At 60.7% G+C, this 16,601-nt stretch carries 15 protein-coding genes and 3 tRNA genes; 9 read left to right on the top strand and 9 right to left on the bottom strand.

The genetic code is table 11. The features are described 5' to 3' along the window. The 4 genes from BW995_RS20910 to BW995_RS19305 all read left to right on the top strand — a co-directional run. A partial coding sequence (locus BW995_RS20910) for a chemotaxis protein CheW (RefSeq protein WP_407656337.1) occupies nucleotides 1-198 on the top strand: 198 nt, incomplete at its 5' end. Nucleotides 199-650: 452 nt separating this feature from the next. Continuing rightward, on the top strand, nucleotides 651-1,769 hold the full coding sequence (locus BW995_RS19315; RefSeq protein ID WP_076402069.1) for a protein-glutamate methylesterase/protein-glutamine glutaminase: 1,119 nt from the start codon (nucleotides 651-653) through the stop codon (nucleotides 1,767-1,769). 7 nt (nucleotides 1,770-1,776) lie between these two features. Further along, nucleotides 1,777-2,340 carry a chemotaxis protein CheD gene (locus BW995_RS19310; RefSeq protein ID WP_175617136.1) on the top strand — a complete coding sequence of 188 codons (564 nt, stop codon included), beginning with the start codon at nucleotides 1,777-1,779 and terminating at the stop codon, nucleotides 2,338-2,340. A gap of 9 nt (nucleotides 2,341-2,349) precedes the next feature. Further along, nucleotides 2,350-4,149 carry a methyl-accepting chemotaxis protein gene (locus BW995_RS19305; protein WP_076402067.1) on the top strand — a complete coding sequence of 600 codons (1,800 nt, stop codon included), beginning with the start codon at nucleotides 2,350-2,352 and terminating at the stop codon, nucleotides 4,147-4,149. 158 nt (nucleotides 4,150-4,307) lie between these two features. Here BW995_RS19305 and BW995_RS19300 read toward each other — a convergent pair whose 3' ends face one another. The 5 genes from BW995_RS19300 to BW995_RS19280 all read right to left on the bottom strand — a co-directional run bounded on the left by BW995_RS19300 (nucleotide 4,308) and on the right by BW995_RS19280 (nucleotide 6,944). Beyond that, the gene (locus BW995_RS19300) at nucleotides 4,308-4,769 is read right to left on the bottom strand and encodes a YbaN family protein (protein ID WP_175617135.1); all 462 of its coding nucleotides are present in this window, start codon (nucleotides 4,767-4,769) and stop codon (nucleotides 4,308-4,310) included. A gap of 171 nt (nucleotides 4,770-4,940) precedes the next feature. Beyond that, nucleotides 4,941-5,017: transfer RNA gene (locus BW995_RS19295), tRNA-Asp, on the bottom strand. Between the two features lie 342 nt (nucleotides 5,018-5,359). After that, nucleotides 5,360-5,436: transfer RNA gene (locus BW995_RS19290), tRNA-Asp, on the bottom strand. 195 nt (nucleotides 5,437-5,631) lie between these two features. After that, nucleotides 5,632-5,708, bottom strand: a tRNA-Asp gene (locus tag BW995_RS19285). Between the two features lie 123 nt (nucleotides 5,709-5,831). Beyond that, nucleotides 5,832-6,944, bottom strand: a complete 1,113-nt coding sequence (locus BW995_RS19280) for a cobalt-precorrin-5B (C(1))-methyltransferase (protein ID WP_076402066.1) — start codon at nucleotides 6,942-6,944, stop codon at nucleotides 5,832-5,834. 426 nt (nucleotides 6,945-7,370) lie between these two features. Between BW995_RS19280 and BW995_RS21265 the strand changes: the two genes are divergently transcribed. Next, nucleotides 7,371-10,301 (top strand): ATP-binding protein, encoded by a 2,931-nt coding sequence (locus BW995_RS21265; protein ID WP_076402065.1) that lies wholly within the window; start codon nucleotides 7,371-7,373, stop codon nucleotides 10,299-10,301. A 32-nt stretch (nucleotides 10,302-10,333) separates the two neighbouring features. Here the strand turns inward: BW995_RS21265 and BW995_RS19270 are convergent, their stop codons facing one another. Then, nucleotides 10,334-10,843, bottom strand: a complete 510-nt coding sequence (locus tag BW995_RS19270; protein WP_217696149.1) for a L,D-transpeptidase family protein — start codon at nucleotides 10,841-10,843, stop codon at nucleotides 10,334-10,336. A 248-nt stretch (nucleotides 10,844-11,091) separates the two neighbouring features. Here BW995_RS19270 and BW995_RS19265 point away from each other — a divergent pair, with 248 nt between their 5' ends. The 3 genes from BW995_RS19265 (at nucleotide 11,092) to BW995_RS19255 (ending at nucleotide 13,086) form a co-directional block, all read left to right on the top strand. Beyond that, nucleotides 11,092-11,946 carry a ferritin-like domain-containing protein gene (locus BW995_RS19265; RefSeq protein WP_076402063.1) on the top strand — a complete coding sequence of 285 codons (855 nt, stop codon included), beginning with the start codon at nucleotides 11,092-11,094 and terminating at the stop codon, nucleotides 11,944-11,946. 134 nt (nucleotides 11,947-12,080) lie between these two features. Further along, the gene (locus BW995_RS19260) at nucleotides 12,081-12,617 is read left to right on the top strand and encodes a hypothetical protein (protein WP_076402062.1); all 537 of its coding nucleotides are present in this window, start codon (nucleotides 12,081-12,083) and stop codon (nucleotides 12,615-12,617) included. 124 nt (nucleotides 12,618-12,741) lie between these two features. After that, nucleotides 12,742-13,086 (top strand): DMT family transporter, encoded by a 345-nt coding sequence (locus tag BW995_RS19255; protein WP_076402061.1) that lies wholly within the window; start codon nucleotides 12,742-12,744, stop codon nucleotides 13,084-13,086. 6 nt (nucleotides 13,087-13,092) lie between these two features. Here the strand turns inward: BW995_RS19255 and BW995_RS19250 are convergent, their stop codons facing one another. After that, a complete protein-coding gene (locus tag BW995_RS19250; RefSeq protein ID WP_245821546.1) occupies nucleotides 13,093-14,298 on the bottom strand; it encodes a D-alanyl-D-alanine carboxypeptidase in 1,206 nt (401 codons plus the stop codon). 340 nt (nucleotides 14,299-14,638) lie between these two features. Here BW995_RS19250 and BW995_RS19245 point away from each other — a divergent pair, with 340 nt between their 5' ends. Further along, on the top strand, nucleotides 14,639-15,328 hold the full coding sequence (locus BW995_RS19245) for a hypothetical protein (protein WP_076402060.1): 690 nt from the start codon (nucleotides 14,639-14,641) through the stop codon (nucleotides 15,326-15,328). A gap of 137 nt (nucleotides 15,329-15,465) precedes the next feature. Here BW995_RS19245 and BW995_RS19240 read toward each other — a convergent pair whose 3' ends face one another. Continuing rightward, the gene (locus BW995_RS19240; RefSeq protein WP_076402059.1) at nucleotides 15,466-16,083 is read right to left on the bottom strand and encodes a TetR/AcrR family transcriptional regulator; all 618 of its coding nucleotides are present in this window, start codon (nucleotides 16,081-16,083) and stop codon (nucleotides 15,466-15,468) included. Nucleotides 16,084-16,195: 112 nt separating this feature from the next. Beyond that, nucleotides 16,196-16,549, bottom strand: coding sequence for a hypothetical protein (locus BW995_RS19235; RefSeq protein ID WP_076402058.1), 354 nt, complete (start codon nucleotides 16,547-16,549; stop codon nucleotides 16,196-16,198). Nucleotides 16,550-16,601 lie beyond the last annotated feature (52 nt).

Raw genomic sequence — 16,601 nt, 5'->3', positions numbered from 1 at the left:
GCCGATCGGGTGTTCGAGGTGACGGCGCTGGACCAGACCAACGTTGAGCCACCGCCCGATATCGGCATGGCATGGCAATCGCAGGCGGTGATCGGGCTGGGGCGGCGGAACGGGGCGCTGGTGATCGTGCTGGACGTCAACAGCCTGTTTGATGCCGATGACCTGCCGGCAGCCTTGCTGCAGCGCGGTGAGCATTAGAGTATTTTCAAGTTGACCGTCTCCGGTCAGCGGCCCGGAAAATGCGGCCCTAAAAACAGAGAGCGTTTTCGCTCAGTGTGAACACGCTCTAACGATTGGTGGGAAAAGCGCAGGCTGCCGCCTGAATTGCCCGGGGCCTCCGGCCCCGAACTTCAACATGGGCCTCCGGCCCCGAACTTCAACATGGGCCTCCGGCCCCGAACCCCAATTTTTTCTTTCAATATCAAATGAATGAGGTCCAGGGCCTTAAGGCCCCGGCGAGGCATGGAGCAGCGGCTCCATGATCCTGTTTCCTTTTTGTCGTGTACTGTGGCGTCATATTTAACGCACAATGCTCTCGTCAGGAGACACAACACCGTGTTCTTGAGGCGTTGTGTCAACATCTCATTTCGTTCCCGGTGGGGTCCGTTGCGCCGGCAGTCTGTGTTCGCGTGTCACTGTTGAGGATAACAATGCCTGCCACATCCCGGGGATCCCGCCGCATCAAGGTTCTGATCATCGACGATTCTGCTTCGGTGCGGGAAACAATGGCGGCGTTGCTGGACGAGGACCCTGACATCGAGGTGATTGGTACCGCCAGTGACCCTTATGTAGCGGCTCGTCGGATGCAGACCGATGTTCCCGATGTGGTGACGCTTGATCTGGAAATGCCCCGGATGGATGGGCTGACGTTTCTCGGCAAGCTGATGGAACAGCACCCTTTACCGGTGGTCATCTGTTCATCACTGGTCGAGCATGGCAGTGGGGCAGCCCTGCAGGCCATCGAGGCCGGGGCGGTGGATGTGATTGCCAGACCCGAGATCGGAACCAGACAGTTTCTGCTGGACTCCCGCATTGCCATCCGGGAGACGGTCAAGGCCGCAGCCCAGATCGATGTGCAGCGGTTAAAGCGCGTGCGGCAAATGGTCCCGACACAAAAGCTGACTGCTGATGCGGTTCTGCCTCCGACATTGGGCCCTGTGCGGGTACAGGTGACAACCGATACGGTGGTGTGTATCGGTGCTTCGACGGGAGGCACCGAAGCGTTGCGCATGCTGCTGGAGGCTCTGCCTGCCGACTGTCCCGGCATCGTCATCGTCCAGCACATGCCGGAAAACTTTACCCGCGCTTTTGCGGAGCGTCTGAACAGTCTGTGTACCATCAAGGTCAAGGAAGCTGCCAATGGCGATCCGGTGCTGCGGGGACAGGCATTGATTGCGCCCGGCAATCGCCATACCCTGTTGCAACGGAATGGGGCTCGTTACTCGGTTGAGGTCCGTGAAGGGCCACTGGTGAGTCGCCATCGCCCTTCGGTTGATGTACTGTTTCGGTCTGCATCCCGTTGCGCTGGAGGAAATGCACTCGGAGTGCTGTTGACCGGGATGGGCGATGACGGAGCCCGTGGCTTGCTGGAAATGCGGGAGGCGGGTGCCTATACCATCGCTGAAGATGAAAGCTCTTGTATCGTTTACGGAATGCCGAAAGAGGCCGTGAAGCTGGGGGCCGTTGACGAAAGCCTGCCCCTGTCGGCCATTCCGGCGGCCATTTTGCGCCTGTCTGCGGTCTCTGCGCCCAAGCCTCACCATGGATGAAGATGACATGCCCGCCATTCCTGAACCGGTCACGTTGTTCCTGTCACCCGAAAGCGGGTTGGAACAGCACGTCTCGTCGTCCTTTTTGCATCCGGGCGAAGTGTTCGCCTCGGCAACGCCACATGTCATCACCACCATTCTGGGATCGTGCGTTGCCATGTGCCTGTTTGACCCGATGAGCAGTGTTGGCGGCATGAACCATTTTGCCATTCCCCACGCTCCGGCCAGCGACCCCCAGTCAACCCGGGCGGCGGCAGGGGCGCTGAAAGCCCTGTTGGCCCGCATGGAATCCCTGGGCGCCCGTCGCCAGACCATTCAGGTCAAGCTGTTTGGCGGTAATTCCGTTCTGTCCCTCCCCGAGCGGAACGACGAGGAGAATCGTCCCTATGTCGGACAGGTCAACGTTGCGGTAGCCCGCATTTTGCTGGCAGAATATCGACTACAGGTGGTGCGCGAACTGGTGATGCGACCGCATGGGATGATGCTGAAAATGGTAACCGCGACTGGCGATGTGTGGGTCCGTCCGGTCAATACGGTGCGTCCGCTACGGCACACGGCTGCCGAGAAATAAGGAAATTGCATGAGCTCTTCTCCCGCAGTCAGCCTGATGCCGGGTCGTCCGCTGCCTGATCTGGATGCGCCTCTGGCGACGATCATGCGGGATTTGCGCCTGCTGTATGAGCCATGCGAACAGGACTGTCTGTTTATCGGCCAGCAACTGTCGCAAGCACGCTCGACGGTGCGCAGCCTGACCGCGACAGCCGGAGATCTGGTGGGCATGTTTAATGCCGACTGGCTGCTGTCGACCATCGTTCAGCTTGAACAGGATCTGCAATCGCTGAACCGCCTCTTGTCTGACCGCAGCGAGCAAAATCTGGGATTACAGCGCATTGATCAGGCGGCCGCCGATATTCAGCGAGCCCTGACCGATCAGGGCAAGATCATTTCCCATGTGAAAATGTTGTCGATCAATGCGCGGATCGAAGCCGCGCTGGTGGCCGATCTGGGGATTGATTTCAGTGTCTTTACCCGCGAAATCGGCAGTCTGGTGACACGGGGTAGCGATACGGTCCGCAATATCCTCCTGATCCTGCAAGAGTTGCGGACCCTGCTGGCGCGGTCGATTTCCCTGCAGGTCGAGTTCCATGGTCAGCACCGCACCGAGCTTGATGCGATCAACCGTCGCCTGACCGGGGCGGTGCAAGCCTTGCACGCCCGGCAAGACAGTGCCCGCCAGACCATTGATCAGCTATCGTGGGTGTTGCGGCAGACCGATGAAGCCATCGGTCATGTGGTGTCGGGGCTGCAGGTTGGTGACATGATCCGCCAGCGGCTGGAGCACATCGAGCAGGCCGTTGATACCGTTGCCCGCGTACTGAAAGGCGAACAGGTCGATCAGCCGTTGTCGATGATGCAGGTGGGCCGGTTGTGCCATCTGGTCAGTCATCTGCAAATCCATCAGGTGCAGGCGATCCGGCAGGAACTGGATGATCGGGTTGCCGATGTTGAACAGAACCTGCGGCGGCTGGGTGACCTGATGGAGGGTGTGCAGGAACAGGTTCATGCCCTGCACGGTGCCGACCAGCAGGACCATGGGGGCTTTTTGCTCGATATGGAACGGGATCTGAAACAGACCGAAACCATTCTGGAGCATTACCGCCGGGCACGTCAGGAAACCGACGAAAGCCTGTTGCGGGTGCGGGGGATGGCCGATGCCATGAGCCGGACGTTGCATGCCATCCATGACATCGATGCCGAAATGCATCTGATTGGCCTGAATGCCTCGCTGAAATGTGGCAGCATCGGAACCCGTGGGCGGTCGTTGAACGTGGTGGCGGGGGAATTGCAGAGCAGTGCCCGGCAGACGCGGACAACCGCAGCCCAGATTTCCGGTCAGCTTGGGGTGATCAGTCAGGAAACCCTGATTCTGGAAAGTCATGAGAAAAGCAGTGACGGGGTGCTGATCGGGCATCTGGACAAGGTTCTGCGCTCGTCGATCGACTCGCTTGATCAGGTCGGCAGCAGTTCATCGCGGGACTTGACGGCGATCCAGCAACAGGCCCGCGAGTTGACCCGGTTCATTGACAAGACCTTGCAGACCTTTACCCTGCGGCCCCGCCTGCAGGCTGGTCTTAAAAGCGTGCTGTTCAATCTGGAAGAGGTGGAGCGCAAAACCGCCAGCTACCCCTGCGAGGGAGATCCTCGGGATGAGCAGCAGACGTTGCTGGCGTTCCTGCGCGATCATTACACCATGCTGAGTGAGCGCGGTGTCCATGCCGCACTGCTGGGGGAAGACCTGAGCGAAATGCCACATGCCCCCGAACCTGCTCCGGTTTCTGCCAGGGAGGGCGACCTCGATATTTCCGGGTTTCTTTTTTAGAGCAGTGAGCGCAAAAGCGGGAACCGGTTTTGCGCAAAATTACTGCGACAGATTAAAAGGTTAGACCGGCGTGCGTTAAATCTGACCACAGTACACGACACAAAGAAAACAGGACCGTGGAGCTCTGCTCCATGATGTGGCAGGGCAGACGGATGCGGTTACGGCGTTTCTGGCCCACTGACCGGGCGCCGGGACGGACTGGGGGGAGCGCTGGGGCGGGTGGCGATCCATGCCCCGACGCTGCACAGGCACAGGGCGGTCAGCATCTTGGCCCAGACCGGCGAAGGGGTCAGGATGGCGACATAGACCATGCTGAGGCTCATCATCGACAAGGAGGCGGTTTTTGCCCGCCACGAAATCACCCGGTGATCACGCCACGACCGCAGCGACTGGCCAAAGCGGGGATGATGATACAGCCAGTCGTGCAGGCGGCGGCTGGAGCGGGCAAAGGCCCAGACGGCCAGCAGCAGGAACGGTGTGGTTGGCAACAGGGGCAGCACGGCCCCCAGTAGCCCGAGGCCGACAAAAATCCACCCCAGCCCCAGATAGCAAACCCGCAGCATCGGGCGTGGTTCGCGGGGGAGGCTGGAGGCAGAGGTGCTGCTGGCCACATCAGACATGGCGGGTCTCCCGGGAGCTGGAGCGTTCGGCAGTTTGGACGGATGCTTTACTGGATATGCCCCTTTTGGGGAATGATTATCAGGGGTCGTTTGTGTATTTTCATGTATTTTTTTAACAAGGGCAATAAAAAAGCCGTCCTTACGGGAAGGACGGCTTTTTTCGTTCGAGAGTGGCGCGAGTGACGGGGCTCGAACCCGCGACCTCCGGCGTGACAGGCCGGCACTCTAACCAACTGAGCTACACCCGCTCTCGATTGCGTGGGCGGTTTATACCTGCTTGCGGGCAAATGTGTAAGACAAAAATGCACTGAAACGCAAAAAAAAATGACATTCGGGGTCCTGAGCATTTTCAAGTTGACCGTTTACGGTCAACGGCTCGGAAAATGCGGCATTAAAAGTAGAGAGCATTTTCAAGTTGACCGTTTACGGTCAACGGCTCGGAAAATGCGGCATTAAAAGTAGGGAGCATTTTCAAGTTGACCGTTTACGGTCAACGGCTCGGAAAATGCGGCACGGAAAACGCTCTGGTGTGAAAAGCGGGCAATAAAAAAGCCGTCCTTACGGGAAGGACGGCTTTTTTCGTTCGAGAGTGGCGCGAGTGACGGGGCTCGAACCCGCGACCTCCGGCGTGACAGGCCGGCACTCTAACCAACTGAGCTACACCCGCTCTCGATTGCGTGGGCGGTTTATAGCGGTCTGGAATGGGAGACGCAAGAGAAAAATGCGCCGTGCCATGAAAAAAAATCACTGACCGTCGGAGGCAAAAGAATTTGCCCGTTCAACAGGTTATCCGTACGTGCTGATGTTGGGGGGAAACAAAAAAGCCGTCCTTACGGGAAGGACGGCTTTTTTCGTTCGAGAGTGGCGCGAGTGACGGGGCTCGAACCCGCGACCTCCGGCGTGACAGGCCGGCACTCTAACCAACTGAGCTACACCCGCTCTCGATTGCGTGGACGGGTGTATACCGAGCCTGACGGAAGCCTGCAAGAGGAATCTTTGATTTTGATGATTTTTTTATGGCAATGGCCTGAGCGGTGGTTATTCCGGCATGGTTTGCCGTGATCAGGGCGTGGCGGCAGGGTGACGACCGACCAACACCCCTTTGCGGTCAAAGACAAGCACGCTGACGGCCACGTCGTCCCGGTCCAGAACGTCGCTGGCCGCGCGGGTGGCGTCGGCGGCGATGGCATCGCCCAGCGGCAAGCCCGCAGACCGTGACATCTCCAGCACTTCAAGGGCGGTATTCGCGCTCATGGCGTGGGCAATCAACGCCTCGTCCGCTCCCAGACGGCGCAGATGGTCGGCCAGATACGGCAGGTCAACCTGCGAGCGTTTCGAATGCAGGTCCATTGCTCCCCTGGCCAGCTTTGACAGTTTGGCGAAACCTCCGGCAATGATGACGTGGGGCAGGGGGTGACGTCGCAGATACTTCAGCATGCCGCCGACAAAGTCCCCCATGTCGATGACCGCTTCGGCGGGCAGGCCAGTCAGGGTGAGGGCTGCCCGTTCCGAGGTGTTGCCGACGCTGGCCACCACATGGGACAGGCCGGTGGCGCGGGCAACGTCGATGCCGCGCTGGATGGAATGAATCCAGGCCGAGCAGGAATAGGGGACCACCACCCCGGTGGTGCCCAGAATGGACAGGCCGCCCAGAATACCCAGCCGGGGATTCCAGGTGGCCAGCGCCAGCGCCGCACCATTCGGGACGCTGATTTCAATTTCCAGATCGGCCGGGCAGCGGTGGCGGTTGGTGATGGCGACGACCTCGGCACTCATCAGGCGGCGGGGCACCGGATTGATGGCCGGTTCTCCGGGGGGGAGGGGCAGGCCGGGTTTGGTGACCGTTCCGACGCCCGTTCCGGCACGAAAGACAATACCACTCCCCGTCGGGGCGTGGCGGACGGTGGCGATGATGGTTGCCCCATGGGTCACGTCGGGGTCGTCTCCGGCATCCTTGATCACCGCCGCCCGGGCCCAGCCGTCACCGCGTTCGGTCAGTGACAGGGCAAAGCTGGGGGTTTCACCGCGTGGCAGGGTGATGGAAACCGGGTCGGGGAAGCCATCCCCGAACAGGGCCATGCAGGCGGCCTTGGTGGCGGCGGTGGCGCAGGCGCCCGTCGTCCAGCCGGAACGCAACGGTTTGCCATCGCTGAAGTCTTCGGGGGATGCGGGCATGGGTTCAGGTACTCTTGCGCTGGTGGCGACGGAAAAACGGTATCTGATTTTCGACAGAGTTCCCGAGACGTTGCGAATTGTCAAAGCTGGTGTTGCGGGAGTGTGCTGTTGTAGGCACGGGGCAGGTGGTCTCTCCGACCCGTTCCACTGGCGAAACACCGGTCCCGTTCGAGATGTTGCCCGCTCTGGGGCACACCTCCATTTGCCGATAACCTTGGTGGCCGCTCCGGGAGACCGGGGCGGCCTTTTTTGGTAGGGTGGCGCGGGGGATGCCTTGCCTTGACCTGACCATGCCGTGGGTATTGGGGTATGGTGATCTGCCATCGGTATAAGGGCTGGTGCTCTTATGAACCCCTAAAGAAATGGTCCGGAAGCCGTATGATTGCTAAAAGGGGTCGGGAAACGCTGCAACGGAGTATGACAGGGATGGCTCGCGGGATGACATGGCCCCGGCTGGCGCCGATGGCGAAAACCCTGCTCCGCTGGCGTCAACGCTGGTGGGGGCTGGGGCATTCGCTGTGGCAACGGCCATTGCTGGGCGGTGTGCTCGTGGTGGTGGTCTCTCTGGGGATGGTGCTTTATGCCGTGGCCGATTTCGATCACCAGCGGGTGCGGGTTGGCGTTGAGCAGACCGCCCGCAGCCTGTCTCTGGCCCTGCGCGAGTCGGTGGCCCGGTCCTTTGCCGAGGTCGATCGCCTGCTGGTGACCGTTGGGCATGGCATCGAGACCGGAGAGCGGGCACAATTGCCGCAGGCATCGTTGTTGCCGCCCTATGTCCGCACTCTGTCGATCGTTTCGGCTGATGGCGAGACGCTGGAGAGGGTGGGCGATGCCGATGGTCTCTCGTCCGCCGAGCTATACCGTTATCTGCAAGGTTTGCCACAGGCTGCTCCCCCGCCGGTGAAACAGGACGGGGTGGTGGTGATTGCCGGCGATGCGCGGGAAACGCCGGGGCAGGGCATGCGTTTGGGGGCGGTGGTCATCTCGCCGCCCTATGCGATCCCGGTGACGCCGGAAGGAACCGGCGAGGGGCATGGCGGAGAACGCCGGGTCTTTGTCAGCCGCGCCGTTTATGGCGAGGGGCAAACCGTCCGGGGCTGGGTGGTAGCCACGCTCGATCCCAATGTCTTCGGCGGGTTTTACCGTGCGCTCGACATGGCTGACAGCAGTGAAATGGTTGTGCTGCGGCGAGATGGCGAGGTCATTGGCCGGGCCCCCTATCGGGTTGCCGGGGCGGCGGGGTCATGGCGCGGATCGTTGCTGTTCAGGCGTTTGCTGGAACAGGCATCGCAAGGGCTGTACTGGGGGCAAAACGGTGATCTGGCTGCCCGTCTGGACAGTCGGGTCGAAACGAGCCAGCCGCCGGGCATGTTCTCGCTGGGGGGGACGGCACCGTTTGTCTATGGTTATGCGGCGCTGGCCGATTATCCGCTGGTGGTGGTGGTCGGCGTTCCGGCGCGGGATGCCTTTGCCAGTTGGGGGGCGCGGGCGCTGACGCTGGTGCTGGTGGGATGCAGTGGCGTGTTTGCCCTGTTGTTTCTGGCCCGGCAGGTCAGTGTCTATCTGCGGTCGTTGCACCAAAGCGAACAGCGTTACCGGGCGGCCGAAACGCATCTGTCGCATGCGCAGTCCCTGGCCCATATCGGCAGTTGGGAATGGTCGTTGCGCGATAACCGCATGTGGTGGTCAGCCGAGCTGGCCCGCATCTGCGGATTGTCCGGCTCAACGGGGCGAGGCTCTGCCGCCAACCCCAGCTATGAGATGTTCCTGACCCTCGTCCACCCGGAAGACCGGGCGCGCACGGCCATCGTGGTCGGAAAGGCGCTGGAGGATGGGCAGGCTTTTTCCATTGATTACCGGATTCGCCGTCATGATGGCTCGGTACGCCATCTGCATCACGAAGGGCAGTGCGTTCTGGAGGAAGATGGCAGCGTTGGGCGGATGGACTGCGTCATTCAGGATGTGACGGAAAGTGCCACCCTGCATGCCCAGTTGGCGCAGGCTGCCAAATTGTCGACGCTGGGGGAAATGCCGGCCGGGATGGCGCATGAACTGAGCCAGCCGCTGAACATCGTCAAAATGTCGGTTGAAGGGGCGCTGCTCGAACTGGAAGCGCGCGATGGCCGGTTGCGGGCCGAAGACGCCGTGCTCAGTCCGGCCCTGAGGCGGGCGGTGGCGCAGGAAAGCGATGCCGGGTGGTTGGCGTCGGGGATTGCCCGGGCGGGAGGACGATCCGAAGCCGATGGCGGTGTGTCTTCTGTGCCTCCGGCCATTCATGCCGCCTTGCAGCGGGTTGCCTCCCAGGCGGACCGGATGGGGCAAATTCTGGAACACATCCGCATTTTCTCGCAGCGGGATACGGCTCCGGTTCACATTTTCGATGGTATCACCGCCGTGGCGGTGGCCGGGCAAGTGATGCAGGGACAATGTGCGGATGCCGGTATCGAGCTGCGCATTGATCTGCCACCTCAGCGGGCAGCGGTCAAGGGGCGGGCGGTCCAGCTGGAACAGGTGCTGGTGAACCTGCTGTCCAATGCCAAGGATTCAGTGCTCGGCCATCTGGGCAAGGGCTATCGTGAACAGCGGAGCCTGCCGCTCGCCGCCGGTGTTCCGCCACGCGGTTTTATCCGCTTGTCCGGGCGCGTGGTGGGTGGGGATCTGCACATCGTGGTCAGTGATAACGGTGGTGGCATTCCGGCCAGTCTGTCGAATCGTTTGTTCGAGCCGTTCTTTACCACCAAAAGCATTGGGCAGGGGGCCGGGCTGGGGTTGTCGGTGGCCTATGGCATCATCACCGCGATGGGCGGCAGCCTGAGTGCCCGCAATGACGAGCAGGGAGGGGCCTGTTTTGAAATCCGCCTGCCTCTGGAGACCGGGGCCGTGCTGGCCGGGCCGCTGGCGGAGCAGCCCCGGCGTGTCGAGCCGGTGGAGAACCAGATGCGGACCGTGCCGGATGCGGCCAATGCCTGGCGGATACTGCTGATTGAAAGTGAAACCGGGCAATCGTCCCTGCTGCGGGCGGCGCTGATTGCCAAAGGGCTGGATGTGCTGGTGGCCAGCAAGGACGAGGAAGCCGTCGGCCTGTTGCGCAGCAAGGCCGTTCAACTGGTGCTGATTGACGCCGAGAATGTGGCGCGGGCCGAGGTGATCGAGCGGGGAAGCGGGGTTGTGCAGGCGGTCCGGCGGGTCGATCCGCTGGTGCCAATTCTGCATATCCTGCCCCCAGCCGATGCCGAGGCTCCGTTCGGGCCGACCCCGGCAGGGGCACGCGGAGTTTATCGTTTGCCGATGCCTGCCGAGCGCAGCCGCCTGCTGGCAATGATCTGTGCCTTGCTGGAAGACGAGGGTGGAGCGTAATCCACCCTCATTCCATCCTGCCCCACAAAAAATCAGGGGATGATTTCGATCGGTGTCCCCGGCGGGACCATCTGCCACAGCTCGTCAATCTCGCTGTTGGTCATTGCAATGCAGCCTTCGGTCCAATCGACGTATTTGTGGATGCGCTTGGCCGCGTCCTTGTCGGCGTCGTTGGGCAGGCCGTGAATCATGATCGCTCCGCCGGGGCTGACTCCCTGCTTTTGCGCTATCACGGAATCCATCGGTGACGGATAGGAAATGTGGAAGGCCCGGTAAAAGCTGCTGTCGCTTTTGCGGTAATCGATGCTGTAGACGCCTTCGGGGGTGCGGCCATCGCCTTCCCGGCTTTTGGCGCCGGTCGGGGTGCGTCCCAGACGAACCGGGAACGTCGCCAGCAGGCCGCCGTCACGCCAGACGGTCAGGCGGCGTTTTCCCTTCTCAACAAAAACATAGTCAGCCGTCTTGTGAATTTCGGCATCGGGCAACGACGCCATTTCCTGTCTGCGTTCATTGGCCTGTGCTGATCCGGCTGCAACAACCATCCCAAATGCGCAGATGCTGGCAAGCATCATGCTGCGCAGACCCAATCCCCCAAATATCATTGTCCCTGTTACCCATAGCTGTTAGAGCATGCTGCGTTGATCCTGTGGTGGGCCGCATGCTGTTGTCTGTGTTCCAGCGCATCGTTTGCGGTGACAGAATAGCAATGGCCTGTTGCAGCGCCAAGAGGGCAATCATTGCTTTTGTGCTGGATCTGCCCTGTGACCCCTGTCTGCAAAAGAGATTGTCGATGAGTGTTGTTGCCTGCACCGATCTTTCTGAACAGCATCTGCCTGCAACATTGGCCGAGGCGGCCGTTCTGGTGCTGACGACGTCCTCCCCGGCAGACAAATGTGCCCTGACAAAACTGATTGCCGATGCCTGGGCTGCCGGGCGCATTGCAGGGGTTGGATGTTGCCCGCCGCCGGACCGTCCGGCGCGCCCGGAACATCCGCAGTTGTTGCCGCCCAAGGACATGCCAAAGCGGTCCACCGGGCCGGGCAAGGGCCGACCGGCGCTGATCCACGCCCTGTGTCATATCGAGCTGAACGCGGTCGATCTGGCGTGGGACATCGTGGCCCGCTTTACCGATCAGGACTTGCCCCGCGCTTTTTACGATGACTGGGTGCAGGTTGCCGTCGATGAGGCTTTGCATTACCAGATGCTGGAACAGATGCTGATCGGTCTGGGCGAACACTATGGGGCATTTCCTGCCCATGACGGTCTGTGGCAGGCGGCGGAGCAGACCGCCCACAGCCTGAGCGCCCGTCTGGCCATTGTCCCTTGCACCCACGAGGCGCGGGGGCTTGATACCACGCCACCGACTCTGGCCCGTTTGCAGGCGCAGGGAGAGCAGGCAATGGCCGATGCCCTGCAGATCATTTATCGTGACGAGATTACTCATGTGGCGGCCGGAGTCCGCTGGCTGACGCTGGTGGCCGAGCGGCAGGGGACTGACCCTGCCGCACTGTTTGCGACCGAACTGGGGCGGCATTACAAGGGCGGTCTGAAGCCCCCCTTCAATGATGCCGCGCGGGCCGAGGCCGGAATGACACCGGCATGGTACATGCCGGTCGCCCGCATGGATGAAAAGATGGCCGGATAGACCATATGGGGGATGCGGGGGCGGTCTTCATTGTTTGATAAGCTATCTTTATCTATACTTTTAGCCATGTCATATACCTTGTTGTTCCATAGTACTTTTTTATCATTGTGCTGTGCTGTTGCCGGAGACCATCCATGCTGCGCCGCGTGATCACCGGACTTGCTGTTCTGGCCTCGTCCCTGCTGGGGGCGTGCGAGGATGCCCCTGTTTCGACAGTTCTTTACAGCAGCGGTCAGGCATCGACCTATCTTGACTATGTTGCGTCGCGGGGGGCCTTGCTGGTCGAGCCGTTGAACAATCCGTTCTCGGTCGGACAGACGTGGTTCAGTGAAACCCTGGCGGGGATGGTTCGCAACAGCATCAGCTATCGCACCCTGAGTACGACTGGCGATGAGCGGCGGGCGATGGAGACCAAATTCCGCCTGCGCTTTGTGTTCGACCCGCCGGATGGCTATGATCCACGTCAGATGTGTCAGGGAGTGGCTCCGGCAGAACACCAGACCCGTGATCATCTGGTGGTGCTGGCGGTGTTCTGTAATGACGGCGAGATGGAAGCTGCTGTCCGGGGCTCGGTGATCTATCCGAACCAGCCGGGAGACAAGCAGTTCGAAGCCCTGATCAATCAAATGATCCGACAGATGTTTGCTCCCCCCAGTCCAGGGGGGCCGTAACGCCATTCGGTGGGGGCTGACCCTGATGGGGCATCTCCATGGAATCGGGGATTGTGCCTGCTCAACAAAGATACCATCTGGTTGGTATCTTTGTTGAGCATCTGCGTCCCGAGAGCAAATCCTGATGATATCAAGTGCCTATGGCTGGCTGGCCGCCGCAATTGTCAGCGAAGTCACCGGAACAACGTTCCTGCAAAAATCAGAACAGTTCACCCGGCTGGGGCCAACAGTGGCGATGGCCGTCCTTTATGCGCTGTCGTTCTATTGTCTGTCGCAGGCCTTGAAAGGCATGCCGCTGGGGCTGGCCTATGCCATCTGGGGAGGGCTGGGAATCGCCCTGACCGGTGCGATCGGCTGGGTTGTCTTTAACCAGCGTCTTGACGCCCCGGCCTTGCTGGGGATGACCTTGATCATCAGTGGAATTCTGGTGATCCACCTGTTTTCGCGCTCGTTGGGACACGAGTCCTGATGGTGATTACGGCAGGTAGGCCATTTCTGTGGCACCCGGACGGATGATGACGCAGCTCTTTTCCTTGCCCTTGAGTGTGTTACAGGCACTCCGGGCGGTCTGTTCGCTGCTGAGGCCCAGAACGCGCGCCCTGTACAGGGTGCTGGCTCCGGATTTGGCCGAGGTGACGGCGGGTTGAACGCTTTTGGCCTGGCTGCGGATGCGACTGGCGGCCGTGGCGGCTTGATTCTGGGCGATGCTCAGGCTGGAAAAGGCGCCGATCTGGATGCCCCAGCTGTTCTTCAGGGTATTGGGGAGCTGGGTTTGGCCGCCAGCATTGGCTTTGGGCTGGGTGCTGGTCTTTTCAACCTTGGCGACAACGGCGGGCTTGGTGACTTCGGGGGCTGCCGCGACCTTGGGAGCCTTGCGGGCGTTGTCGTCGTCCTCGGGGACCGGCGTGCCCCGACGGGCCATGCCACCGGCAACCCGAAAGCCGTCATCCAGCAGGTCCATCATGTGCTGATCGCGCCAGCTGGCTGTCTTGCCGCCGAACACCACCCCGACCAGCCGGACGCCGTTGCGGTTGGCCGATGCGGCGAGGTTGAAACCCGAGGCGGCGATAAAGCCGGTCTTCAGACCGTCAGCACCGGGATAATTCAGCAGAACGCGGTTGTGGGTCGGGATGACCGTTCCGTTGTAGTCAAAGGCCCGCAGCGAGAAATAGTGGTAGTACTGGGGGAAATTGCGTTGCAGGGCAATCGACAGGGTGGCCATGTCGCGGGCCGACGACATCTGTCCCGGATTGGGCAGCCCCGAGGCATTGCGGAAGGTGGTTTGCGTCATACCCAGCCGGCGGGCCTGATTGGTCATCATCTGGGCAAAGGTGGCTTCGTCACCGCCGATGTATTCGGCGATCACCACTGCGGCGTCGTTGGCGGATTTGGTGACCAGCGCCTTGATGGCGTCTTCCACCCGCAGGCTGGAGCCCGGTCGCAATCCCAGCTTGGATGGAGCCTGTGCGGCGGCGTGCGAGGAAACGCCCATCTGGCTGGTCATGCGGGTTTTCCCTTTTTCCAGGGAATCAAACAGCATGTACAGGGTCATCATCTTGGTCAGCGAGGCAGGATAGTTGCGGTCATCCGCATTCTTTTCCCACAGGACCTGCCCGGTCTGGGCATTAATGATGATTGACGCATACCTGGCCCACGCCCCGCCGGTTGTCGAGGCAAGCAAGGTTATGGTCAGCAAGGCAAGTGCAAGACTGTAACGCAGGTTTACGGCCAGAGCTGTGCGTGCAGGACGCAGGGCTGGGCGAACGATCCTTTCGGTGTTCCAACCGGCGTTTTCGATCACTTGAAACCTCTTCTGGGCAAGACTGTCAGGGGGCGTTCAGGAGAGATACCATAAGTAAAACACGACTCCGAGTCCATGGTCGATTGTCTTGTAGAAAGTTCTGAAAAACAGAGGCACACTGCAGCGCAAAGGTGGGTATGAGATGCCGGCCAACGGGGAATGGTTGTGATGGCATCTTTGTTGGACGCTGCGCTGGCAGGGTCAAAAGGAGCATGAGTAAATGAAGGTGTTACGCGCTCAGAGGCGCGCCGTTGCTGCGATGGTCAGCATTCTGGCGCTGGCAGGTGTGGCAGGCTGTAGCAGCACAGGCACATCGGACAACCCGCTGGTCCGCAAGGCGTCGTGGTTTTCCTATTTGAACGGTGATGATCTGCGCACGGCCTGTCGTGCGGGCGCGCCGGATCAATTCCGTCTCGTTTTTAATGGTCGCTATGACGATCAGGTGCGTGTTTACGAGCTGGGAACAGCCCAGTCCGACGGGCAGCTGAAGGAAAAAGTGCTGACCAGCTATATTGTCAACCAGGGGTTCACCCTCGATTCGCTGCAGGAGCGTCTGTCTGGCGTTGACATCATGGTCCCGATGTCTGCGACCGAGCAGAAGGCGCTGTGGGAGACGCTGGCGCACTCTGGTGCCTTTGACACGGCCCGGGCAGGGACGCGCCTGAACAGCGACGAACTGTGGTGGACCGTCAGTGGATGCCATCAGGGACAGGTGTTCTTCCAGGTCTGGCCGCTGAACGAGGCAACCGCTTATCCGCCGTTCTTTGCCTCGATTGCTGCGCTGGATCGTTCGGGGCTGCCGTTCCCCTCGGCTGCCAAGCCGCCAGTAACCACGCTGGACAGCCCGCGCGACCGTACAAAGTCCGGGCAGTTCCAGATGGAAGTCGGCGATGGCGGGTTTATTCGCTGACAGACCATAAGGTCAGACCAGCGTGCCTGCGTCAGATTCAACGCACGCTGATCTGGAATGCAAGGGGCTGGTGCGGGTCGTTCCATCACGGGTCGGCCTGCAGCCTGTCCGGCATCCTCTGTGATGTGGTCGCCGGTTTATCCTTTTGGCGTGCCGTCAGCCCATGCCGACAGCAGGGCGCTGGCGGCATGGCGGGCCTGTCCGGCGGCATCGCGGCCACCGACCACCGGGGCCAGAGCCATCGCGCCTTCCATCAGCAGAACCAGATCCCAGCAACGGGTTTCCGCCTGTTCGATGGCGGCGGCGGTCAGATGCTGGGCGACCCACGGGCCGCTCTTGCGCTTGCGAAAGGCGGCATCACCGGCCAGCGTCAGGTCATGGCCGACAAATTCGCCGAGGGCCCGCAACACCAGACATCCGTGGGCACCGTCATGATCCAGCCAGTCGCCAAGGGCATCAAAGATCGCCAGCACCGGATGGGTGCCTTTGCTTTGGTGCAGCAGGCAGCCATCTTCCAGCGCCGCCCAGAAACGGCTGTCCCGTTGTTCCAGCACGGCCAGCACCAGAGCATTCTTGGTGGGGAAGTGCTTGTAGAACGTCATCCGGGCAATGCCGGAGTCTGCGACAAGGCGGTCGACGCCCGTGCCATGGAACCCATCGCGATCAAACAGGGATTCGGCAACAGTGACCAGATGGTCGCGTTTTTTTGACGGGCGTGCGGGGCTGGCTTTGATGCTGGCGGTGCGGCGAGACATACAGAGATCAACCAACAGTTCAGGAATGGAGGCTCTGGTATAGTTCCAAATGACCAACAGGGCAACCGTTCCGTCAATTCTATGGCTGTCTTTTATTTGTTTGCGACTGACCTTATTGTTTTTGCAGGTATCTTTTGGTGCAGTCGCGGTTGATGCGGGCGTTCATCGACTGCATGTGGACGGTCGCCTTTCCGCCGCTGCTGATGTAGCTCTGCACTTCGCTGTCATCAAGCTCTTTGGCGGTCGAGGTGGCAAGGCACGAGCAATAGCCGTTGATTTTCGCGTCAGGAATCGGGTCTTTGCCCTGATTGGCTTTCATGTTCTTGATGCACGAGGTCATCATCAACTTGATGAACGACGTTGCAAGGCTGCCATCCAGCGCATGGGCCGGAGAGGTTGACAGGACAAACAACGACAGGGCGGCAGCGGTAGCAGACCCGAGGGACAAAATGGAACGGGCTCGCATGGCTCATTCTCCGCAGAGGACAGGAAACAGAAGGGCTTAGCCTAAGGCATTT

Origin of the sequence: Insolitispirillum peregrinum (genome assembly GCF_900156605.1) — a bacterium.
GTDB classification, from domain to species: domain Bacteria; phylum Pseudomonadota; class Alphaproteobacteria; order Rhodospirillales; family Rhodospirillaceae; genus Insolitispirillum; species Insolitispirillum peregrinum.
This window is presented reverse-complemented; position numbering and strand designations above follow the sequence as displayed.